Here is a 21,131-nt window from a genome sequence, read left to right on the forward strand (position 1 = left end):
ATCGGGTATACAGGCCCCGGCGCGCCGATGTCCTCGTGTTACCTCGCCCTCCGCCTGAAGAACCCCCAAGGCCTGCCCGAGGGCCTCTCCGCGCGCCTCGATCGCGCCTTGCCGTTCGTGCCGGAGGCGCGGTTCTCGGCTGCGCGCGGCGGCATCCAGCTCTGGGCCTTCCTCCGCGACGAGGGGCTCTGGCCCGAGCCGCGCTGGCACGAGGATATGAGCGGGGCCGCGGTGATCACGGGGTACGGCGTGGCCGACGATCGCCGCCTCCTCGGCGCGGCGGACGTGCTGCGGGAGGCCGACGCCCCGGCCCTGCGCCGCCGGTTTCACGGCGAGTGGTCGATGTGCAAGCTCACGGACGAGGGGCTCTTCGTGGCCTGTGATCCGGTCGGCACCGAGCACGTGTACATGACGGAGCAGCCGGGGTTTTTCGCGGTTTCGAACCGCGCGCGCCTGCTCTGGGAGCTGATGAAGGCGCTCGGCCCGCGCCCCGTGCCCGATTTCGAGGCGCTCGGCGGGCTCATCTCGCCCGGCTACCTCGTCTGCACCGAAGGCACGGCCGTGCGCGGCGTGCGGCTCGTCGACGCCCACACGGCCGTCGTCGTGCCCCGCGACGCGGGCCCCGTCGAGATCCGCGCGCTCGGCGGCGGTGAGCCCGCGATCCCGGGCGCGGCGCCCGATTGGGACACGCTCGCGGAGCATTTGCGTTCGAACTTCGCGTGGATCGCGGGGACGAACAAACCGATCCTCGCCGCGCTGACCGGAGGCAAGGACAGCCGGCTCGTCCTCGCGGCCTTGAAGAGCGCGGGCCTGGAGAAGCGCGCGAGCCTCTACATCAGCGTGCCGCCCGAGCACGCCGATCACCTCGCGGCGCGGCGCATCGCCGATCGGTTCGGCCTGAACCTCGAACGGAAGAGCCCGCCGCCGCGCACCCGCATCCTCGAAGACATGCGCCGCCACGTGGCGCTGACCGAGGGCGCGCTCAACGCGTGGGACATGACGGGCGCGGTCACGTACCACGCGCGCCTCGGCCTGCACGGGCTCTTCGGCGAGCTCTACCGCAGCCGCGGCGCAGCCTCGCCCGATCCCGAGGCCGCCGCGCGTTTCTGGTTCAGCTCGCCGAACCTCGGCGGCGTGCTCCGCCCGGAGGCGCTCGCGCCGCAGATCACGCGGACGGCGCGCTGGATGAAGGGCGAGCTCGATCGCGGTACGGCGCCCGAGCACCTGCACGAGGCCTACTACGCGCGGCAGTACGTGCCGCGCTGGATCGGCCAGGCGCGGCTCGGCGACGGCATCACCGCGCTCGTCCTGAACCTGCTCTACCACCCCGCGATCCAGCGCGCGTTCGGGGGGCTGCCGCTCGCGGACCGCACGAGTGATCGCGTGCACTTCGAGCTCATGTCGCGGCTCTGGCCCGAGCTCGTGGAGCTGCCCTTCGCGAACGCGTCGTGGAAGGCCGACATGGTCGCGCGGAGCACGAACGCACGCGCGGCGATCACGACCGAGCCCGTGCGGCACGCGCGTCCGATCCTGGGCTCGGGCTGGCAAGAGCCCGCGCTCGTGGGGCAGTGGCGTGTGATCCGCGAGCGCCTCGAAGACGCGAGCTCGTTGCTGGAACCCCTCGTGGTCCCGGCGCGCCTGCGGGCGTTCCTCGACGTGGCCGCGGTCGTGCTCGGCGTGCCCCAGCCCGTGTCCTCGCGGGCGCGCACGGCCCTGCGCTCGCCGCTCTTGCTCTTGCACGCGCGGTCGCACAAGGCGCGCATCCTGCGGATCGTGCTCGGCCTGCTCACGGTCGTGGAGCTCGAAGGCGAGCTGCGCGAGGCCGAGTCCGCGATCGTGCGTGTGACCTGAGGGCCGTCAGCGCCGCTTCACGCGGTCGAAGATCGGCATGCGCGCGATCATCGACTGCGCCGCGCGCATGCCGGCGAGGACGACTTCTTCCGTGGGCGTGCGCTTGCGGACGGGCTTTTTCCGCGCGTCGAAGGTCGCCATGTACGCGTCGAACGCGGGCTCGATACCTGTGATGTTCTTGCGCACGTCCTTGTACCGGCGCGACTTCCAGATGAACTCCCGCGCCGAGCGGCAGTAGTCGTGCCGCATGATCATGCCCGGCGCGTAGACGGAGCGCAGCGCGGGGAAGGCGTGTTTCATGCGGTAGGCGAGGTAGAGCCCTTCGCCGCCGTAAAGATCGTCGCGGAAGCCGCCGATCGCGAGGTAGACGGCGCGGCGGATCAGCATGTTGCCCTCGGTGGAGACGTTGTCCTCGTCCCACAGATCGTCGCCGCGGTCGTAGTGGCCGGCCCACACGTTGTACCAGGGGTGCTTGTGCGGGACGATGCGGCCACGCGCGGCGCCGATGGTCTCGTCGCGGAAGAGGTTCACGCCGTACTCGACCCAGTCGGGCACGACGAGGCCGTCGTCGTCGATGTAGGCCACGAGCTCGCCGCGCGCCCAGCCCATCGCCGCGTTGCGCGCCACGTTGAGCGGCAGCCCGTCGCGCAGGCGGAGCTCGACGTCGACGAGGTTGCCGTACCGATCCCGCAGATGGTCGAGGCCGCCGCTGTCCGCGAGGAGGATCTCGTAAGGCAGATCGAGCGCGACGGTTTGCCCGCGGAGGTGGCGCAGGCAGTCGAGCAGGTAGTCGGCGGCGCGGTAGGAGATCACGACGAGCGTGACCGCGGGATCTTTGACCTCGCGGCGCACGACGAGCTCGCGGAACTCGGAGGCGTATCGGGCGCGAAACGCCTCGCCGAGGCGCTTTTCCTCGTCGCCGATCCCCGCGCGGTCCGGCAGCGTCGGAAGTCTCTCCTCGGAGGGCTCGTGGGTCGTCTGCATGGGTCAAGCGGCGCCCGCGGAGGGCTTTTTGCACACGAGGAACTTGCGCGGGTGGATGCCGTAGCGCGCCCGCGTCGCTTCGTCGAACGTGCGCTCGACGTCGACGATCTCGACCTCGAAGCCGATCTTGCGCAGCCGATCCGGGAGATCGTGCCCATAGCGGCGTCGGTGCATCGCCTCCTCGGGCCGCGCCCTGCCGTACTCCTCGGTGGGCGCGTTCCAGTTCATCGCGTTGTCGAGCAGGCCGACGCCGCCCGGCGCGAGGATGCGGTAGAGCTCGCGCATCGCGCGGTCGTCGTCCTCGATGAGGTCGAGCACGTGGAAGCAGACCCAGAGGTCGAAGGTCGCGTCGGCGAACGGCGCGGCGACGAGGTCCCCGCGCACCATCGCGTGCGGCGCGTAGAGGTCGAACGAGACGTAGTCGACGTCGTCCGGGAAGAAGCGGCGCGAGTTCGAGAGGGGCCCGATGTCGAGCACGCGGCGGCGCTTCTCACCGAAGAAAGGGGCGAGCGTGTCGCGGCAAAAGAGCGGCAGGAGGCGGACGCGATCGGTCGAGCCGCACGCGTAGCAGAGCGTGTCCTCGCGGTAGCTGTCGACGTAGTAGATCGGCCCGAAGCGCTCGCCGCTCCAGCCGCAGAGCGTGCAGTCCCGATCGCCCCCGCGGCCCCGGAGGGCGCCGCCGATCTCGCGGCCGAGCGCGCGGAAGGCGCGAACGCCGTTGTCGACGCCGTCCTTGCGGCCGAGCTTGGCGAAGCGGGCCATCGCGACGCCGATCGCGGCGGCGCGGCCGAGGTAGGCGCGCGCGCGCACGAGCGGGCCCGGAGCGGGAAGAGTCGTGCGAGTCACGGAGGGCCGTCTACTCAATCGGGCGCCGCGCGTCGACGCGTTTTCTCGCGTCTCAGCCGTCGCTCTTCCGCCGCTCGTCGTAGAGCCGCCGCGCCGCCACGAGCAACCGGCTGCGCTCGTTCTCGGCAGGATCGTCGGTCACGACCTCCACGAGCGCCGCGAGGATCTCGCCGACCACGGGCCCCGGCGGGATGGCGAGCTCTTTCATGAGCTCGTTGCCCCGGATCTTCAGGTCCTTCGTCCCGAGGGGCGCGCCCGCGGCGAGCAGGCCCGTCGCGCGTTCGCGCAGCCGCTCGATCGCTTGGACCTCGTCCGCCGGGTCCCGCCCCTTGCCGCGCACGTCCGAGAGCGCCAGCGCGTACAGATCCGGCGCGAGATCCGGCGTGACGCGGCGGATCCAGCGCCGCACGGCCGCGTCGGTCCAGCCCTCGTCGTAACAGATGAGGTGATGCCGGACGAGCGCGGCGATCCGGTCGCGCTCGTCGTTCGAGAAGCGCAGCCGGCCGAGGATGTCCGTCGCCATCTCCGCGCCGATCTTTTCGTGATCGTAGAACGTGTAGTCCCCGGTCTTCTCGGAGAACGCGCGCGTCCGCGGCTTCGCGATGTCGTGCAGGAGCGCAGCCACGCGGAGGAGCGGCGCGGGCTCGCTCGCGTCGAGGGAGGCCATCACGTGGCCCCAGACGTCGAAGGCGTGCCACTTGTTCTGCGTGCAGCCGACCGCTTCGAGCAGCTCGGGGCAGGTGATCCCGAGGACGCCCGTGCGGCGCATGGCCTCGAACGCCACGCTCGGCCGCGGCGCGCGCATGCTCTTCAACCACTCGTCGCGCACCCGCTCGGCGCTCACGCGGCGGAACGTGACGAGCGAGCGCGGCTCGCCCATCGCGCGCTCGGTGTCGGGATCGATCTCGAACCCGAGCGTCGCCGAGAAGCGCGCGGCCCGCAGGATCCGGAGCCCGTCCTCGCCGAAGCGCTCGCGCGGATCCCCCACGGCGCGCACGACGCGCGCGTTGAGATCCCGCTCGCCGCCGAAGGGATCGATCACGTGGCCGTCCACGGGATCGAGGGCGATCGCGTTCACCGTGAAGTCACGCCGCGCGAGGTCCGCGCTGATGTCGTCGACGAACTCCACCGAGTCGGGGCGGCGCCCGTCGCTGTAGGCGCCTTCTCCGCGGAGCGTCGTGATCTCGTAGTGCACGCCGCGCAGGAGCACCGTGACCGTGCCGTGCTGCAGGCCCGTGGGGATGACCTTGCGGAACATCCGCATGACCTCCTCCGGCCGCGCGTCGGTCGCGACGTCCCAGTCCTTCGCGGGCTGGCCGCGCAGGAGATCACGCACGCAGCCGCCCACGATCCAGCCCCGCTTGCCGTTCTCGCGCAGGCGGCGGCAGATCCCGAGCACGTCTTCGGGGACCTTTTCGATGAGGTGAGCGACGCCTTCCACGGCGCTCGGCTTTACCACGCTTCTGGCGCGGAGACGCCTGTCACGGCTTGTTGGAGCCGCCGTGGTAGATGTCCACGATGTCGCCGCCGCTGCTCGCGGCGTTGTTGCCCTTCTTCGTCGTGGGCAGGGGGCCCACGTGCACGCCGCCGGCCTTCGTCGTCGGCGGGCGCGCGGTCCCGGCGTCGGTCGTGGCCGGCGTCGTCCCCGCGATCGCGACGAGCTTGAGGGTCTGCTTCTCCTGGGAGCCGTCGATCGTGATCGTCTGCGTGGTGTAGCCCGTGGCCTTCACTTCGAGCGTCACGGGTTTGCCCGGCTCGACCTCGAAGTTCGCGGGGAACGTGAGCTGCTTGCCCGCGTAGGTCGTCGACGCGTTCGCGTCCCGCGGATCCACGTCGACGAGCACGATCTTCTTCGCGACGCTCGTGGAAGTGGGCGCGGGCGGCGCCGTGGCGGATTGCGACGTGACCGCGCCGGGATCGGGTTTCGGGCCTGGACCGCTCAGCAAGATGAGCACCGTGCCGAGCGTCGCGCCCATGACGACCGCGCCGACGGCGATGAAGCGGAGCCAGGGCGATTTCTTCGGTCTGTCCGCGACCCCGTCGGGCACGGAGGCCGAAAGCCCGTCGGGCCGCGAGGCCATCTCGGCGACGGCGTCGGGCACGTGGCCCTGCTGGAAGCGCTGCAGATCGGCCGCGAGCGCGGCCATGTCGGGGTAACGATCCTCGGGCGCCTTCGACAGGCACTTGAAGATGATCGCTTCGAGATCGACCGGGCACGGGGGCTCGAGGCCAAGCTTCGCCAGCGGCGTGGGCGGCTGGTACATGTGCTGGCTCAGGATGCCCATGAAGTTGTCTGCGACGAAGGGGAGCTGGTTGCTCACCATCTCGTAGAGCATGATCCCGAGCGAGTAGATGTCGGTGCGGTGATCGAGCGGCGCGCCCGCGGCTTGCTCGGGCGACATGTAGTGCGGCGTGCCGAACACCGCGCCCGCGCGCGTGAGCTTGTTGTCGCCGCTCGTCGCGACCTTCGCGATGCCGAAGTCGAGGATCTTGACGAACTCTTTGTCGATCCCGCGCTGGATGATGAAGATGTTCTCGGGCTTGAGATCGCGGTGGATGATGCCGCGCTCGTGCGCCGCCGCGAGGCCGTTCGCCATCTGGATCGCGACCTTCGCGATGAGCTCGGGCTCGAGCCGCTTGGCCTTGTCCTCGTTGAGCTGGATCAGGCTCTTGCCGTCGAGGAACTCCATCACGAAGTACGTCGAGCCGTCCGGCAGATCTCCGAAGTCGGAGATGTCGATGATGTGCGGGTTGCCGATGCTCGACGCGGCGCGCGCCTCCTGCAGGAAGCGCTCGAGGATCTCGCGGTCGCGCGCCATGTCGGAGCGCAGGACCTTCACGGCGACCTTCTTGTCGATGACCTTGTGGCGGGCGAGGTAGACGAACCCCATGCCGCCTTCGCCGAGGAGCTTTTCGATCTTGTAGCGATGATCGAAGGTCGTGCCGATGTACGGATCCTTCGAGCCCGGCGCGCGATCCGCGTCGACGTGCGCGGGCGGCGGGATGTCCGGGTCCTGTTCGCCACGGCGCGACGCGGGCAGGAGGTCCTCGTACGAGCGCCGCGACGTCGGCTGCGGTTCGTCCGGGTTCGAGCTGAGCCTGCGGCGCGGGGGATCGCCGTCGGGCGTGGAGATGCGGCTGCGCCGCGCGCCCGTGTCGATCTCGATCTGCGACCTCGCCAGCATCGCGAGATCCGCGTCAAGCGGCTCCTCTTCGATCTGGATCACCGGCGGCGGCGCAGGAATCGAAGGTTTTTTCGGCATCGCCGGCGGCGGCACGCTCGCGGGGTTCGTCGCGGCCGCGGCGGACACGGCCGGCGCGAGCGGCGGCTTCTTCAGCGAGGGCAGCGTCGCCGGGCGCGGGATGCCAGGCGAGGAAGCGCGCGCCGCTCCCGCGGGGATCGGCGGCACCGGAGGCGGCGGCTTCGTCGCGGCAGAAGGCGCGGGCGGCGGCTTCGTCGCGGGTTTCCCGCCCCCAGGATGGGGCGAGCTCCCCGCTGCGACTTTGGGAACCGCAGGCGGCTTGGGCAGGGCAGGGGGCTCGTTGTCGGGGGGCGACATGCAGGAGATCGCAGATAGTTCGGGAAGCTAGGGGCCATCGTAGCAGGACGCGGCGAGCCCGAGAAGAGCGTGGAGGACGTCTGTCCGGTCCAGGCTCGATTGGCCGTCAGGGACGCGATCGGGCATCCCCCGAGGGGCCCCGCGCCGTCGCCCCGACCCGCCTCCCATGCCCGCCCCGAAGCTCCCACGTGCTGCGGAGCGGCCCTTCTGCTAGAGGCTCCGCCAGATGGGCTACCCTCTCGAGGTTGCGCTCCGGTACCTGGGGAGCAAGAAGCGCGCGTTCATTTCGGTTGGCACGGCCTTCGCGATCCTGGGCGTCACGCTCGGCGTGGCCGCGCTCGCCACCGTGATGAGCGTCACGGGCGGCTTCCAGGCGCAGTTCCGCGAGAAGGTCCTCGGCGTGAACGCCCACGTGCTCGTGCTGAAGTACTCCACGGATTTCCGGGAGTACCGCTCGATCATGGAGCAGGTCGCCAAGGTGCCCGGCGTCAGCGCCGTGGCGCCGTTCAGCATCAACCCGATGATGCTGACCCACGGCGACGCGACGGCCACGGGCGTGCTGCTCAAGGGCGTCGATCCCGCGACGAGCCTCGGCGTGGGCATGCCGGAAGGTTCGCCGTACGTCCTGGATCTGCCGAAGCAGGTGAAGTTCGGTTCCCTGAGCGGCCTGCGCCTGCCCGGCGCGAAGCCCCCCGAGCGCCGGAGCGGGGGGCCGGAGCTGCCGCCCGTGCCGGTGCTCCCGGACAAACGTTCGCTCGATGCGGACGCGGGCGCCGACGGAGGCGGGGGCACGCAGGGCTTGCTGCGCGCAATCGAGGAGGATCTGCGCAAGGCCGAGAAGGCGGCGCCCGTGCCCGACAAGGAGAAGCTCGAACCGAGCGGCGGGGGCATCGAGGAGATCCTCGCGATCGAGGCCGGCAAGCTCGGCGGCCCGGACAAGAACGAGGCCGACAAACCGAGCGTGGCGGACGACAAGGTCGCCGCGGCGGACGACGTCGCGGACGCGGGCGTCGCGGACGGCGCGCCCGTCGGCTCGGTCGAGCCGGAGGGCGGCTACGCGAGCAAGCTGCCGGACGACGACGACGTGCCGAAGGAGATCGATCCCGACCTCTGCGCGGATCCCGCCGTGGTCGCGAAATTGCCCGGCATCGTGGTCGGCGTCTCGCTCTCGAAGACCTTGAAGCTCGGCCTCGGCGATTGCGTCACGGTCACGTCGCCGACGATCGGCTACTCGTACTCGGGCGGGTCGCTCAAGCCCCCCGTGGCCAAGCGGTTCCGCGTCATCGCGCTCTTCGAGGCCGGCTTCGATCAGTACGACTCGAAGCTCGTCTACACCGACCTCTACGAGGCGCAGGCCTTCTACGACCAGGGCGACACCGTCACCGGCGTGGAGATGAAGGTCGACGACATCGACGAGGCCAAGCCCATCGCCAAGCAGATCAGCCAGAACCTCGCCAGCGGCCTCTACCACACGATGGACTGGGAGGAGCTGAACCACGGCCTGTTCACGGCGCTGCTCATCCAGCAGATCCTCATGAGCGGCGTGCTCGCGCTGATCATCGTCGTCGCCGCGTTCACCGTCGTGGCCACGCTGATCATGGTCGTGCTCGACAAGACGAAGGAGATCTCGGTCCTCAAGGCGATGGGCGCGACGGACGGGGAGATCCTGCGCATCTTCCTCTACCAGGGCGGGATCATCGGGCTGCTCGGCACGACGTTCGGGCTCCTGCTCGGCGTGCTCGTCTGCAAGGGCCTGCTCGTCTACGGCTTCCCGCTCGATCCGAAGGTCTACTTCATCTCGGAGCTGCCCGTGCAGGTGCGGCCGCTCGAGTTCGTCATCACGGGCGCCATCGCCATCGTGATCTGCCTCGTCGCGACGATCGTCCCGAGCCTCTACGCCGCCCGCCTCCGCCCCGCCGAGGGCTTCCGCGCTCAGTCGTGATCGGATGATCCGTCGTCGTCGATCGGCAGCGTGAACGAGAACGTCGTCGTCTTGCCGGGCTCGCTCTCGACCCTCATCCGGCCGCCGTGCGCCTCCACGAGGCCGCGGCAGATGTAGAGGCCGAGCCCGAGCCCCTTCATCCGCGTCGCCCCCGCGATCCCCCGCTGAAACCGCGAAAAGAGCCGCGGCATGAGCTCGGGATCGATCCCCGCCCCCTCGTTGCACACCCCCAGCACGATCTCCCCCGGCACGATCTGCAGCCGGAGCGCGATCGGCGTGCCGGGTTTGCCGTACTTCACCGCGTTCGAGACCAGGTTCTCCACGACCTGCTGGATGCGCGCCGCGTCGATGTGCACGAGCGGCGTGTCCCGATCGATCGAGAGCCAGACGCGCGCGCGCGCCTCGTTGTCGGCCATGTCCTCGACGATCTGGCGCAAGAGCGCCGGCAGGTTTGTCGGGGCCCGGACGAGCTCGAGCTTGTGCGTGTCGAGGCGCGAGAGGTCCGAGAGATCGTCGGTCATGCGGATGAGCCGCTCGGCGCTCGCCCGGATCCGCTCGACCTTGCACTTGATGTTCGGCTCGACGACGAAGCGGACCAAGTGCGCCGCGGTCGCGAGGATCGTGGTCACGGGCTGCCGCAGGTCGTGCGCGACGATGCTCGTCCACTCCTCTCGTAGCCGCGCGAGTTCCTTGATGGCGGTGATGTCGCTGAAGAGGACCACCGCCCCGTGGATGAAGCCGCTCTCGTCCCGCACGGGCGAGGCGTTGACGAGCGTGTGCATGTTCGTCCCGTCCGGCAGCCTTCGGATGAGCTCACGCCCGATGACCACCTCGCCGCGCAGCGCGCGTTCGATGCTCAGATCGCCGGGCTCGACCGGCGTGCCGTCCGGGTACGTGACGACGCTGCGCAGGGCGTCGAGGTTCGGCGTGGCGTCGACGAGGTTGCCGATGAGCAGGTCCGCCATGCGGTTCTGCGTGATCCGCGGCGACGCGACGTCCTGCCAGAGCTGGATGCCGACCGGCGAGCTCTCGATGACGGCCCGCAGCCAGCGGCGCTCGTCCGCGAGGGCCCGCCGCCCCGCCTCCCGCTCGTGCTCCGCGCGGCGGAGGTCGGTGATGTCTTGCACGACCCCGAGCACGTTGCGCGGCCGCCCCGCCTCGTCCCGCGTGAGCATGGCCTCAACGCGGACGATCCGGAGCTCGCCGTCCGGCCGGAGGACGCGGTGCTCACAGGAAAAAGGCTCGCCTTTCTCGAGGAGCGAGCGGAAGCCGAGGAGGACCCGCATCCGATCCTCGGGGTGGAGCGCGCCTGCGAGCGTCTGGTGCGGCTCGGGGCCCGCGCGCGGCGGCAGGCCGAAGATACGGTAGACCTCCTCCGACCAGCACGACTCCCCCGTCGCCGCGTCCCACTCCCAGTGGCCCACGTGCGCGACGGCCTGCGCCCGTGAGAGGCTCTCGCGGCTCCTCCGGAGCGCCTGCTCGGCGCGGCGCTGCTCGGTCACATCCTGGAGCGTGCCGACGATCCGCACGGCCTTGCCCGCGGCGTCGCATTCGATGTCGGCCTCCTGGTGGAGGAGCCGCTCCTCGCCGTTCGGGCGGCGGATGTGGATGTCGACCGAGAAGCTCCGGCCGGTCTCGAGCGCCGGGGACGACGTCCGCGCGCGCGTGATACGCGACGTCGATCGTGCTGCCGTCGCCCCGGACGAACGTGAAATGGCCGGATTGAATTCCTTCGACCAAAAACTGCCGCCAGAGCTCCTCGAACCGGGCATTGCCGTGGGCCGGCGTGATTTCGTGGATCGAGAGGTTCAGCATCTCCTCGCGGCTCCGGCCGAGCAGGCGGCAGGCCGCGGCGTTCGCTTCGACGAAGCGGCCCTCGTCGTTCGCGACGAGCAGGCTCCCCATCGCGGCGTCGAAGAATCGTTGAAACGTGAATTGCCAGGCCTCGGCTTTGGCTTCGGCCTCGGCTTGCGCCTGCTTCTCCGCGAGCACGCTCGCCGCGAGGCCGGCCAGCGCTTCGAGCGTGTCGCGGGTCTTGGGGTGGTTCGGTCGAGCGACGCCCGCGACGAGCGCGCCGACCCGTCCGTCGGGGAGGTCGACGGGCGCGGCGAGGAAATGGCGTACGCCGCTCGCCGCATGGGCCATGCGAACGTCCTCGGGCGCGATGGGCGCTCGGGCGTCGACGGCCTCGGTCGTGCCGTCGCGGACGACGCGCGCGACGAGGCTCGACGCGGTCAGGGGGATGCGGTGGAGCGGCTCGGGCCATTCCGGCGGGCCGCCTCGATGGGCGACGAGATCGAGCGCGCGCCGCTCGTTCGGCAGGTAAAGCAGGAGAACATCGGCTTCGAGCGCGTGGAGCGCCGCCGTGTACAGGCGCTCGAAGGGCTTCGCCACGGATTCGCGTGTCCAGTCACGCGCGGCAGAGCCCTCCATGGCATCCGGCCCGGGGCCAGTGCCCATGCCCATCCATGCTGGCCAGGTTGTTCCCCTCCACTTGCTCACGTGAGCGCCGCTGGTTTGCTGAACGAACCATGAAGCTAACACAAGCAGAATCGATCGAGAATGGCTCGTCGAGCCTGTGCGTGCCTCCGGTTTGCGCGGGGATGCGGCCGAACGCGGGCGTGCCACGTGCCGCGGACGGCGGCTCGGCAGGGCGGCGGCGCTTCAGCCGGGTCGGTTGTAATTCGTGTCTTCGAGGAGGATGACGTTTGTCTTCGAGCGGGTCTCGCCGACGTTCGTCACGTAGACGGCGGGCTTGTCCTGAACGGGACAGACCTTTTCGCAGGCGCCGCAGCCGATGCAGAGCGAGGGGTCGACGTGCGGGCGCTGCACGTGCACGGTGGTCATCCCGGGCTCCTTGCCGTCCTCGCCCGCCATGGGCAGGCGCTTCGGGATGTCGACCTCCTCGACCCAGATGGCCTTGGGCGAGGTGGGGCAGAACTCTTCACAAACGATGCACGGCGTGGCCATGGCCCAGGGCAGGCAGCGGCCCTGATCGTAGAACGCGGTGCCAATCGAGATCGGCTTCTGGTGGATGCCGAGCTTCTGGTCCTCGGTAATTTTCTGGATCGCGCCGGTCGGACAAACCTGGCCGCAGAGCACGCAGGAGTGCTCGCAATACCCGATGCGGGGGATGAGGATCGGCGTCCAGATGCCCTCGACGCCGGCTTCGAAGAACGCCGGGTGCAGGGCGTTGTTCGGGCAGACCTTCATGCATTCGGCGCAGCGGATGCAGCGCTCGAGGAACTCGCGCTCCTCGACCGAGCCGGGCGGCCGGATGACGCGGTGGTCGTAGTTCGCGTCGATGACGTCGGCGATGCGCATCGCCGGAATGACGACGGCGCCCGCCGCGGCCGAGGCAATTGCGGTGCGGCGGCCCGTGTCCGGCTTCGAGATCGTGCTCTTGCGGGTCGGGAGGAAGCGGAACTTGATCACGTCCTCCGGGCAGGCATTCTCGCAGTTCAGGCACATGTGGCACTCGTCCTGGCGCCACTTCACGCCCCCCTGCGGCGAATCCGCGCCCTGGCAATGCACGATGCACAGGTTGCAATCGGTGCACTTCGCGTGGTCCTTCTCCATGCCGAAGAGCGCGAAGCGGGCGAAGACGCCGAGGAATGCGCCGAGCGGGCAGAGGACGCGGCACCAGAACCGCGGGATCACGCGGTTCATGAACAGGATCGCGACGAGCAGGATCCCGATGAACCAGGTCTGGTGGAAATAAAACTGCTTCGATTGCCAGACGGTCTGCGCCAGGAAATCCTGCGCGGCGTCGGTCGCACCCTGGACGGGGCGCACGCTGGCCTGGCCCGCCGCGACGCTCGCGACGCCCATGATGTACTGGAGGGCCGGGATGACGCCGAGCCCGATCGCGCGGACGGCGACGCAGATCGGATCGAAGAGGCCGCCAATGGCGCTTCCTGCGACGCTCGCCGCGAGGAAGGCGTAGAGCAGGTAATACTTCACCTGCTGCCGCGGCGCGGTCTTGTTCGATTCGACGCGCTTGTTTCCGCGCAAATATCGGGAGGGGAAGATCCAGCCGAAGAAATGGTGCAGCGTGCCGAACGGGCAGATCCACCCGCAAAAGACGCGGCCGAAGACGAGCGTGACCGCGAGCAGGCCGACGGACCACGCGAGCCCGCGGTAGACCGTGTGCGTCGAGAGGAGCGTCATCGCCGCGACGAACGGGTCGGCGAGCAGAAACGCCTCGACGGGCAGGGGCAAGCGCACCGCGGTCTCGGCGGACGCGAACGAGCCGCGGAACGCGGTCTGGAAGAGGAAATAAAGAAACAGCGCGAGAAAGCCGGCCTGCGAGACGCGGCGCACCCAGACGAGGATGCGGATCGACCAACGCGCCTCGATGCCCGAGCCGGGGCGCCCTTTCACCTTGGCGGGCTTGGCAGGCTTCGCAGGCGGGGCCTTGGTCGTTCCGACGACAGCGGGAGCGGCCATCGTCAGACCTCCACCCAGTGCAGGTCTTTCCAGTGCATCGTGCCGAGCCCGCGTTCGTGGGCCATGCGCAGGTACGGGATCTCCTCGGGCGTACGGCCGATGAGCTGGCAGCCGTAGGCGTCGACGGCGACCTGATCGACCGAGGCGAGCAGCGTGCGCATCTCCTTCGCGTCGGCGATGTTGCCGCCCTGCGGTCCGTTGCGCACGAGGACACGCCAGGCGTCGACGATCGTGAGCGTCGGTTGCATGAACGTCGCGAGATCCGCGATGGAGACGTCGATGTTCTGGTGGAGCCGGTTGCGGCGCCCGCCGAGCGAGCCGTACCAGTTCTTCATCGCCGCCGTGTACTTCGAAAGGTTGTGGTGCTTGGCGATGGGGACGTTGATGACCTTGTCCGCGTTGATGAGCGGCGTGTAGACGGGCCACTCGTCGAGGACCTCGCCCTTGAGGCGCATGCCGCGGAAGCGGTGCGCCGCGGGGAGCACGACCTCGGCGCCGACGTCGTACGCGGCCTTCCAGATGCCGGAGCGCTGAAAACAGCGGTTCGGCTCGTTGCACGAGGCGTCCGTGACCACGACGCGCTTCGCGCCCGCGTCGTAGGCGAGCTTGACCACCTCGGCGACGACCCGCGGGTTCGTGTTCGCCGCGTGGATCGGGGTGCGATCCCAGCCGATGTTCGGCTTCACGACGACGATGTCGCCGCGCGAGATGAAGCGGTTCATGCCGCCGAGCGCGGCGATCGCCTTGCGCACGAGCGCCTCGGGCTCGGCCGCGTTCTTCGCGATGACGAGCTTGGGCAGCTCCGCGGGCGCTTCCTTGAGCCGATAATCCCGCGTCTGCGGCCGATCCTTCGAAGGTCCCTCCGCGATCGAGCCGCGATCGAAGCGCATCTTCGCGAGGGCCCCGGCCCCGCCGAGCACGAGCCCCACGGCGGCGAGGCGCTCGATCATCTCACGGCGCGAAATGTTACGCATCGGAAGCTTTCCTACGGATAGCAAGGCCGCGCCGGTGGAACAAGCGGGCCGCGCGGAGGAGAAGCTAGTGGGCAGGGGAGGGGTCGTCGACGATGATCGACCGCGGAAACGGGGCTACGGGGTCGGCGGCGCGGGTGGTGTGGGTGGAGGCAGTGGAGGCGGCGGAGGCGGCGGAGGTGGTGGAGGCGGTGGGGGCGGGCCCACGGAGGCGAGCGACGTGAGGGCGGGCGGAGGCGAGACGGACGCGGAGGCCGCGGGGATCATCGCGCCCGACCCGGAGGGCTTCATCTCGGCGCGGAGTTTGTCCCGCTCGTCGGTGCACGTCTTCTGCTCGGCGACTCCGCGCTCCCGCTCCTCGGTAAGCTTCTTCAGCTCCTCGGCCCTCTTCTCGGCGAGGGCCTTCTGCTCGTCGCGCTCGTTTCCCAGGACGACGCGCTGTTTGTCCCACTCGGCCTCGCGGCCCTTCCACTCGGCCTCGGCCTTCTCGGCGGTCTCCTCGCACGTCTGCAGGCGCGCCGCGCCCTGGTCGCGGAGCCTCTTGATCTCGATGGCGCAGTCGAGCTCGCTGCCCGACTCGCAGAGCTTCATCTGCGCGTCGAGCTGCTCGTCACAGAGTTTCTTGTCCTTGCCCCAGGACGCCTTGCACTTGCCGACGTCCGTCATCGCCGTCTTGTAGGAGGCGTTGCAGATCTCGATCTGATCGAACTGCCGCGCGCCTTCGGCCCGCGCGCGTTCGAGCTCGGTTGCGAGCTTGAAGGTTTCCCGTTTGGAGAAGGCGACGACGGCGCCCGCGGCGGCGAGGAGCAGGAGCGCGCCCGCCGACACGCGGAAGGCCTGGAGCGCGGCGCGTTGTTTTTGCCGTTGCCGCTCCTCGGCGCGGGTGATCGCGCGCTCCGGTTCGAGCAGGACGTCGAGCTCCTCGGCGAGCTCGCTCATCGCCGGCCGCTCGCGCGGATCGTGCGAGAGCCACCGCGCGAGCGCCTGATCGATCATGCCGCGCGCCTCGCCCCGCACGTCGGGGAGCGCGCCCGCGGGCAGGGGGTGTTTCGCGCGGACGTCGAGCGCCCGTTCGAGGTCGTCCATCGTGTTCGCCGAGGCGCCCGGGAAGTGGTCCTCGCCGACGAGCGAGACGAGCAGCGTCGCGGCGAGGCAATAGGTGTCCATCTTCTCGCTGATGGGCAGATCCCCGGGGTTGCCCTTCATCGCGGCGAGCTGCTCCGGCGAGGCGTAGAGCGCCGTGCCCGCGACGAACGTGCCCTCGCGCTCCGCCGCGACGCCGAGGTCGAGCAAGATCGGGTGCACGCGCCCGCCGAACGTGGCCAGGAAGATGTTGTCTGGCTTGATGTCCTGATGCCGGAGGCCCGCCGCGTGGAGCGCTTCGAGGCCGCGGGCGATCGCGAGGACGACGTCGTGGGCCTCGCGCAGGCCGAGGGGCCCGCGTTCGAGCCGCTCGGCGAGGGTCTCGCCGCGGTAGACGGGCATCGTCAGCCACACGTACTCGGGCGTCGTGCCGTGGTCCTTCATCTGGACGACGTTCGGGTGGCCGACCGTCGCCAGCATGACGAGCTCGCGCTCGACGTTGCGGCCGGCGAAGTGCGATCGCGGCAGGATCTTCAGCGCGACCTGGTGCTCGGGGACGTCCTCGCGCTGGGCGACGTAGACCTTGCCGAACATGCCGGCGCCGAGCAGGCGCTTCAGGCGGTAGACGCCGCCCACGACGTCGTCGATGGTCGGCATGATGACCACCGAGGGCGGGCTCGCGCTCTCGTGCGGGAGGGCCCCGGCGCGCTGGGAGTCGTCCACGACGGTCACGGCGTAGGCGTGCACGGTGACGGTGGCGCGGAGGTTCGAGCTCTTCACGGCGAGAACGAGCGTACCGCGATGCCTCCCCGCGCCGCGAGAAAGCAGCAGCGCGCCGCGCGCTGGCTCGGCGCATGCAAGCCCCTCGGGCAGTCCCTGGCAGCCGAGCAAGGACGTGCCGCTCGGGGCAAGATCTCCCCGTTGCGTGGTTCGGGGTGAGCTTGCAACCTGCGCTCCCCAGGGAAAAGGAGCATCGTCCATGACGACGGGAGCGAACGTGAAACTGCTGGTCCCCATCGACTTCGAAGCCGCATCGGCCAAGGCGCTCGCGCTGGCGAAGGATCTCGCCGCGCGCCTCGGCGGCCAGGTCGTGCTGGTGCACGCCTACCAGCTCCCGGTCTACACGTACCCGGGCCTCGAACCGACGCTTCTCCCCGGCTTCCACACGGAGGTGGCCGCGGCGGCGCAACGCGCGGTGGAGCAACTCGCGCAGCAGGAAGGCGTGTCCGCGGTGCTGCGCCAGGGCGATCCCGCGACGGAGGTGCTCGCGGCAGCGGAGGAGCTCGGCGCGACGATGATCGTCATGGGCACGCACGGGCGCACCGGCGTCGCACACCTGATCCTCGGCAGCGTGGCGGAGAAGATCGTGCGGAAGAGCCCGGTCCCCGTGGTGACAGTGCGGGAGGACTGAACGACCCGGGGGGGTTCGGATGCCGCAGTACCGTCTCGCTGATCTCGGCCTTCTGCCGAACGTCCTCAGCGCGTTGCGCCTGCCGCTCGCGGCGGTCTTCCCGTTCGTCGTCGACGACGTGCGGGCCGCGCTCGCGGTGCTGTTCGCGGCTGCGCTGACGGACGTGCTCGACGGGTGGCTCGCGCGGCGGCGGGGGCAGCTCACGGCCGTGGGGGCGGTCGTGGATCCGATCGCGGACAAGGTCTTCGCGGTGACCGTGGTGGTGACGTTGCTCTACACCCGGCGCATGCCCGCGTGGGCGCCCCTGGCCTTGCTTTCGCGCGAGATCCTGGAGGCGCCGCTGCTCGCGTGGGTGCTCGTGAGCCCGAGGTTCCGCGGGGCGCGGCGGGCGGGGGCGCGGGCGAACGTGCCGGGCAAGCTCGCGACGTGCGTGCAGTTCGTCGCGGTGGTCACGGCGATCACGGCGCCCCATCTCGTGGAGGGCGCGCTCGTCGCGTCGGCGTGCGTGGGGACCTTGGCGGGCGCGTCGTACTGGACGCGCGAGATCGAGCGGGCGCGGAGGCTCGCGGGCGGATCGCCGCGCGGCACCTGAGGCGCACGAGCCCCTTCGCGCGCGACGCGGGCCCATGTAACGTGGCTGCCGCGATCCGAAGGGCCTCCTCGACCAGGACGAACGATGCGACCGAAAGTGATCTTCGCGCTCTCCAGCGTGATCCTCGGGCTCTTGCCGGCTTGTTCCGCGGGCGCGCAAGCGCGCTCCTACGCGGCGCCCTCGCGATCGATGGGCGATGTGAGCACGCCCGCGGAGATCGTGGCCGTCGGCGGAGAGGAATCGCGCGAGGAAGCGCTTACGGTGAGCGGCGGCGATGAAGATGGGATCTCGCTCGCGAGCACGCTGGGAGGCGCCGCGCTGGGCCTGCGGCAGGCGGAAGGAAATGCGGCCCCCGCGCCTCCGCCGCCGCCGGCGGGGTCGAAGAAGGACCAGGCACCCCCGAAGGAGGCGCCCGGCGCGCAGACGGCGCCGAGCAGCGAGGCGACGGGCAAGAAGCTCGAAGGCGACGGCACGGTGGCCGTGATGCGCGCGCCGATGCTCGTCTACACGGCCCGCGTGAACATGGCCGTCTACGAGGTGAAGAGCTCGCTCGGCGAGGTCGAGTCGCTCGCGCGGAGCCTCGGCGGCTTCCTCGCGCGGAGGAACGATCAGTCGATCACGATCCGCGTGCCGGCCGGCCGCTTCGACGAGGCGATCCGGCGCATCGAGAAGCTCGGCGACATGCTCTCGCGCGACGTACAGGTCGAGGACGTGACCGAGGAGTTCCACGACACCGAGATCCGCCTGAAGAACGCGCGCGCCGTGCGCGAGCGGCTGGAGCAGCTCCTCGCGAAGGCGACGAAGGTCGAGGAGTCGATCCAGATCGAGAAGGAGCTCGAGCGCGTCGCCGAGACCATCGACCGGCTCGAAGGGCGCATGAAGTTCCTGCGCGATCGCGCGGCGTTCTCGACCATCACGGTGACGTTCCAGCCGCAGAGCTCGGCCGAGCTCGGCAAGCGTCGCTTCAACCTGCCCGTGCCCTGGATCTACGAGCTCGGCCTCGGCCGGCTGCTCAGCCTGTGACGGAGGGTTTCGTGCGATTCCGACTTGGATCCATCGCTCTGTTCGCCCTGCTGCTCGTCTCGGCCTGCCGCCCCTTCGAGCCGGCCACGCCGCCCGGCTTCGTCGAGCTCGAAGACCGGTACGGCCGCTCCGAGTACCGCGCCACGACAGCCGACGGCGTGGTGATCGGCATCCGCGCGTTCGACAACGATCCCAAGGGCGAGCGCGCGTTCTGGGTGCGCGCCCTCGAGAACCGCACGCGTGACATGGGCGGCTACGCGCTGCTCGAAAAACGCGAGGTCAAGGATCGCGCCGGTCTCACGGGGACGCAGCTCCGCTTCGGTCACGATGAGGGCGACGAGCCGTACCTCTACTACCTGACGGTCTTCGTGACCGACGATCGCGTATTCATCCTCGAAGCGGGCGGGGCGCGGGCGCAGATGCAGCGGCTCGCCGAGCAGATCGACTGGTCGGTGAAGAATTTCCTCCATCGCTGACGCCATAGCTCGGCCCGTCCGCGCGGAGCCCCCGCGCGCTCGCGACGCGTCTTGCTTGCGCTCGGCCCCTTTGCTACCCCGCGTCTGGTGCGTCACCTCCTCCCGTTCGACCTTCGGCTCCATCGCCCGCGGCCAAGGTCGCTCGCCGGCGTCGCGTTCCTCTTGCCTGCGCTCCTCGCTGCGCCGGCGTTCGCGCACGGCGGGGGCGTGGCGAGCCCTCCGATCGAGGTCCCGCCGCCGCCGCCCGGCGACGGCGCGACGGCAGTCGGCGTCCTGAAAGACGTCGAAGCCAAGGCCCAGGATCCACGCTCGAAGAAGGCCGTCGCGGACGCGATCACGCGCTCGAAGAAGGCGCTCGAACGGGCGCACGGCGCGCGCGCGTCGGGGGACGTCCCGCACGCCCGGATCCTCGACGGGGTCGCGCTCGAATGGGCGGAGACGGCGCGGGATCTGCTCCGCGCGGCGGAAGCCGAGCAGGCGGCCGCGGCCGTCGCCGAGAAGGCGAAGGAGGCCTCGACGCAAGCCGAACGCGCGCGCGCGTTGCTCGAAGAGACGCAGGCGCGGAGAGGCCGCGCCGAGGCCGAGCTCGAGCGCGCGACGGCCGAGGAAAAAGGAGCCCGCGAGGCCGCGGCGAAGGCCGAGGAGGCGCGCATCGCCGGGGGCAAGGGCAAGGACAAACCGGCCAAGAAGGACGACGCCAAGGCCCCGAAGAAGGCCGGCGGCGGCGCGGCCGCGGTCCCGAAGAAGGGGAAGGGGAAGTGATGAAGCGAATGCTCCTCGTGGCGCTCGTCGCGCTCGCCTCGGCGTGCGCCCCGGTGCCGCGCCCGCCGATCCTCTCCGAGGTCGACGCCGTCGATCAGGGCGCCGCGGCGAAGGAGGCGCGTGATCTCGCGCCGCTCGCTTATGCGCGCGCCGAAAAACACCGGAAGGAGGCGCATGCCGCGTTCGAGGCCGGCGACGTCGCGGGCGCGCAGCTCCACGCCGAGTGGGCGCTCGCCGCGTACGCCCACGCCCACACGCTCGCCCGCGTCGCGCGCGCCGAGGCCGACGCGAAGAGCACCGAGGCAGAGCTCGCTGCGCGACAAGCCGAGCTCTCGTCGCTCGACGGCGAGCAGACCCGCGCGGCCGCCGAGGTCGCCGCGCTCGAAGCGCGCATCAAGGTCGCCCGCGACGCGCAGCCCGTCGCGCCGTCCGGCCCCGCGGACGCGGCGCGCGAGAAGGCCCGCGTGGCCGCGGCGCGCTCGCTCGCCCTCGAAGCACGCATGCTCTGCACGGCGGCGCGCCTGCTCTTGCCCGAGGTCCCGGCGCCGAAGGCGGACGTGCCCGCGCCCGTCGGCGCGCCGACCCGCGAGACGCTCGTCACCGAGCTCGACGAGGCCCAGCCCATCGTGAAGAAGCTCGACGAGTCGCTCGCGCAGACGGGCCCTGCGCCGATCGATCTCGCGACACGCGCCCGTTCGAGTTGCCTCACCGCGCTGACGGGCATGCGCCGCGCGATGACGCCGGTCACGCGCGCGCCGGGCGCGGGGGACGCGCTCCTCGGCGAGATCTCCGCCACGCGGGCGTTTTCGCCGTCGCGCGACGATCGCGGCATCGTGGTCACGCTGCGCAACCTCTTCGCCGGGGACAAGCTCACGCCGGCCGCGACCGAGCAGATCACGCGGCTCGGCAAGCTCGCGGCGCAGAACCCGCGGTTCCCGCTCGCGGTCGTCGTGCACCAGGACAAGGAGCCCGCGGCGAAGGAACAGGCGGCCGTGAAGGCGCGCGCGGACGCCGTCGCGGCGGCGCTCCGGGGGGCGAACGCGCCGCGGGTCGACGTCGTCCTCGCGGGCGCGGCCGCGCCCGTCGTCGATCCTGCGGGCAGCGATCGGGCGCGCAACGCGCGCGTCGAGATCGTCTTCGTCACCCCCGAGACATTCTAGTAGCATGCCCCCGCGCGCGTC

16 protein-coding genes and 1 pseudogene are annotated in these 21,131 nt (G+C 70.5%); 8 read left to right on the top strand and 9 right to left on the bottom strand.

Annotated features, from left to right (window positions below; translation table 11 throughout):
- Positions 1 to 27 precede the first annotated feature (27 nt).
- A complete protein-coding gene (locus E8A74_RS12940; protein ID WP_136929288.1) occupies positions 28 to 1,851 on the top strand; it encodes an asparagine synthetase B family protein in 1,824 nt (607 codons plus the stop codon).
- Positions 1,852 to 1,857: 6 nt separating this feature from the next.
- On the opposite strand, the gene E8A74_RS12945 is transcribed toward E8A74_RS12940, so the two are convergent.
- Genes E8A74_RS12945 through E8A74_RS12960 form a run of 4 tightly spaced genes read right to left on the bottom strand, consistent with a single transcriptional unit; the run spans position 1,858 to position 7,241 of the window.
- The gene (locus E8A74_RS12945; protein WP_136929289.1) at positions 1,858 to 2,835 is read right to left on the bottom strand and encodes a glycosyltransferase family 2 protein; all 978 of its coding nucleotides are present in this window, start codon (positions 2,833 to 2,835) and stop codon (positions 1,858 to 1,860) included.
- 3 nt (positions 2,836 to 2,838) lie between these two features.
- Positions 2,839 to 3,681: a class I SAM-dependent methyltransferase gene (locus E8A74_RS12950; RefSeq protein WP_136929290.1), complete on the bottom strand. Its 843-nt coding sequence runs from the start codon at positions 3,679 to 3,681 to the stop codon at positions 2,839 to 2,841.
- Between the two features lie 52 nt (positions 3,682 to 3,733).
- Positions 3,734 to 5,122: a CCA tRNA nucleotidyltransferase gene (locus tag E8A74_RS12955; protein ID WP_136929291.1), complete on the bottom strand. Its 1,389-nt coding sequence runs from the start codon at positions 5,120 to 5,122 to the stop codon at positions 3,734 to 3,736.
- 40 nt (positions 5,123 to 5,162) lie between these two features.
- A complete protein-coding gene (locus E8A74_RS12960; RefSeq protein ID WP_232379527.1) occupies positions 5,163 to 7,241 on the bottom strand; it encodes a serine/threonine-protein kinase in 2,079 nt (692 codons plus the stop codon).
- Between the two features lie 226 nt (positions 7,242 to 7,467).
- On the opposite strand from E8A74_RS12960, the gene E8A74_RS12965 reads away from it, so the two are divergent.
- Positions 7,468 to 9,183, top strand: coding sequence for an ABC transporter permease (locus E8A74_RS12965; protein WP_136929292.1), 1,716 nt, complete (start codon positions 7,468 to 7,470; stop codon positions 9,181 to 9,183).
- Here the strand turns inward: E8A74_RS12965 and E8A74_RS12970 are convergent.
- The 5 genes and pseudogenes from E8A74_RS12970 to E8A74_RS52215 all read right to left on the bottom strand — a co-directional run bounded on the left by E8A74_RS12970 (position 9,174) and on the right by E8A74_RS52215 (position 16,466).
- Complete coding sequence (locus E8A74_RS12970; protein ID WP_136929293.1) at positions 9,174 to 10,955, bottom strand: sensor histidine kinase; 1,782 nt, start codon at positions 10,953 to 10,955, stop codon at positions 9,174 to 9,176. The genes E8A74_RS12965 and E8A74_RS12970 overlap by 10 nt on opposite strands.
- A pseudogene (locus E8A74_RS56005) lies at positions 10,906 to 11,649 on the bottom strand (PAS domain-containing protein); the annotation flags it as partial. The pseudogene E8A74_RS56005 and the gene E8A74_RS12970, both read right to left, overlap by 50 nt.
- A gap of 198 nt (positions 11,650 to 11,847) precedes the next feature.
- Positions 11,848 to 13,632, bottom strand: a complete 1,785-nt coding sequence (locus tag E8A74_RS12980; RefSeq protein WP_136929294.1) for a 4Fe-4S binding protein — start codon at positions 13,630 to 13,632, stop codon at positions 11,848 to 11,850.
- A gap of 2 nt (positions 13,633 to 13,634) precedes the next feature.
- Positions 13,635 to 14,606 carry a DUF362 domain-containing protein gene (locus E8A74_RS12985; protein WP_232379528.1) on the bottom strand — a complete coding sequence of 324 codons (972 nt, stop codon included), beginning with the start codon at positions 14,604 to 14,606 and terminating at the stop codon, positions 13,635 to 13,637.
- A 114-nt stretch (positions 14,607 to 14,720) separates the two neighbouring features.
- Positions 14,721 to 16,466 (bottom strand): serine/threonine protein kinase, encoded by a 1,746-nt coding sequence (locus E8A74_RS52215; protein WP_170229095.1) that lies wholly within the window; start codon positions 16,464 to 16,466, stop codon positions 14,721 to 14,723.
- 217 nt (positions 16,467 to 16,683) lie between these two features.
- On the opposite strand from E8A74_RS52215, the gene E8A74_RS13000 reads away from it, so the two are divergent.
- The 6 genes from E8A74_RS13000 (at position 16,684) to E8A74_RS13025 (ending at position 21,110) form a co-directional block, all read left to right on the top strand.
- Positions 16,684 to 17,097 carry a universal stress protein gene (locus tag E8A74_RS13000; RefSeq protein ID WP_232379529.1) on the top strand — a complete coding sequence of 138 codons (414 nt, stop codon included), beginning with the start codon at positions 16,684 to 16,686 and terminating at the stop codon, positions 17,095 to 17,097.
- A 19-nt stretch (positions 17,098 to 17,116) separates the two neighbouring features.
- Positions 17,117 to 17,689: a CDP-alcohol phosphatidyltransferase family protein gene (locus E8A74_RS13005; RefSeq protein ID WP_136929296.1), complete on the top strand. Its 573-nt coding sequence runs from the start codon at positions 17,117 to 17,119 to the stop codon at positions 17,687 to 17,689.
- Positions 17,690 to 17,773: 84 nt separating this feature from the next.
- Positions 17,774 to 18,712 (top strand): DUF4349 domain-containing protein, encoded by a 939-nt coding sequence (locus E8A74_RS53885; protein WP_232379530.1) that lies wholly within the window; start codon positions 17,774 to 17,776, stop codon positions 18,710 to 18,712.
- An 11-nt stretch (positions 18,713 to 18,723) separates the two neighbouring features.
- Entirely contained in the window at positions 18,724 to 19,188 is a 465-nt protein-coding gene (locus E8A74_RS13015) for a serine/threonine protein kinase (RefSeq protein ID WP_232379531.1), read from the top strand.
- Positions 19,189 to 19,275: 87 nt separating this feature from the next.
- Complete coding sequence (locus E8A74_RS13020) at positions 19,276 to 19,950, top strand: hypothetical protein (RefSeq protein ID WP_136929298.1); 675 nt, start codon at positions 19,276 to 19,278, stop codon at positions 19,948 to 19,950.
- Positions 19,950 to 21,110: a hypothetical protein gene (locus tag E8A74_RS13025; RefSeq protein ID WP_136929299.1), complete on the top strand. Its 1,161-nt coding sequence runs from the start codon at positions 19,950 to 19,952 to the stop codon at positions 21,108 to 21,110. The genes E8A74_RS13020 and E8A74_RS13025 overlap by 1 nt, the downstream gene beginning before the upstream one ends.
- The last annotated feature ends 21 nt before the right edge of the window (positions 21,111 to 21,131 follow it).

Source organism: Polyangium fumosum, from assembly GCF_005144585.1.
Classification (GTDB): domain Bacteria; phylum Myxococcota_A; class Polyangia; order Polyangiales; family Polyangiaceae; genus Polyangium; species Polyangium fumosum.

Excerpts from the sequence above, each read along its gene's own strand:
- E8A74_RS12940 (WP_136929288.1), top strand. The coding sequence starts at position 28 with ATGTCCTCGTGTTACCTCGCCCTCCGCCTGAAGAACCCCCAAGGCCTG.
- E8A74_RS12945 (WP_136929289.1), bottom strand. The coding sequence starts at position 2,835 with ATGCAGACGACCCACGAGCCCTCCGAGGAGAGACTTCCGACGCTGCCG.
- E8A74_RS12960 (WP_232379527.1), bottom strand. The coding sequence starts at position 7,241 with ATGTCGCCCCCCGACAACGAGCCCCCTGCCCTGCCCAAGCCGCCTGCG.
- E8A74_RS12965 (WP_136929292.1), top strand. The coding sequence starts at position 7,468 with ATGGGCTACCCTCTCGAGGTTGCGCTCCGGTACCTGGGGAGCAAGAAG.
- E8A74_RS12970 (WP_136929293.1), bottom strand. The coding sequence starts at position 10,955 with ATGCCCGGTTCGAGGAGCTCTGGCGGCAGTTTTTGGTCGAAGGAATTC.
- E8A74_RS12980 (WP_136929294.1), bottom strand. The coding sequence starts at position 13,632 with ATGGCCGCTCCCGCTGTCGTCGGAACGACCAAGGCCCCGCCTGCGAAG.
- E8A74_RS12985 (WP_232379528.1), bottom strand. The coding sequence starts at position 14,606 with ATGCGTAACATTTCGCGCCGTGAGATGATCGAGCGCCTCGCCGCCGTG.
- E8A74_RS13005 (WP_136929296.1), top strand. The coding sequence starts at position 17,117 with ATGCCGCAGTACCGTCTCGCTGATCTCGGCCTTCTGCCGAACGTCCTC.
- E8A74_RS53885 (WP_232379530.1), top strand. The coding sequence starts at position 17,774 with ATGCGACCGAAAGTGATCTTCGCGCTCTCCAGCGTGATCCTCGGGCTC.
- E8A74_RS13025 (WP_136929299.1), top strand. The coding sequence starts at position 19,950 with ATGAAGCGAATGCTCCTCGTGGCGCTCGTCGCGCTCGCCTCGGCGTGC.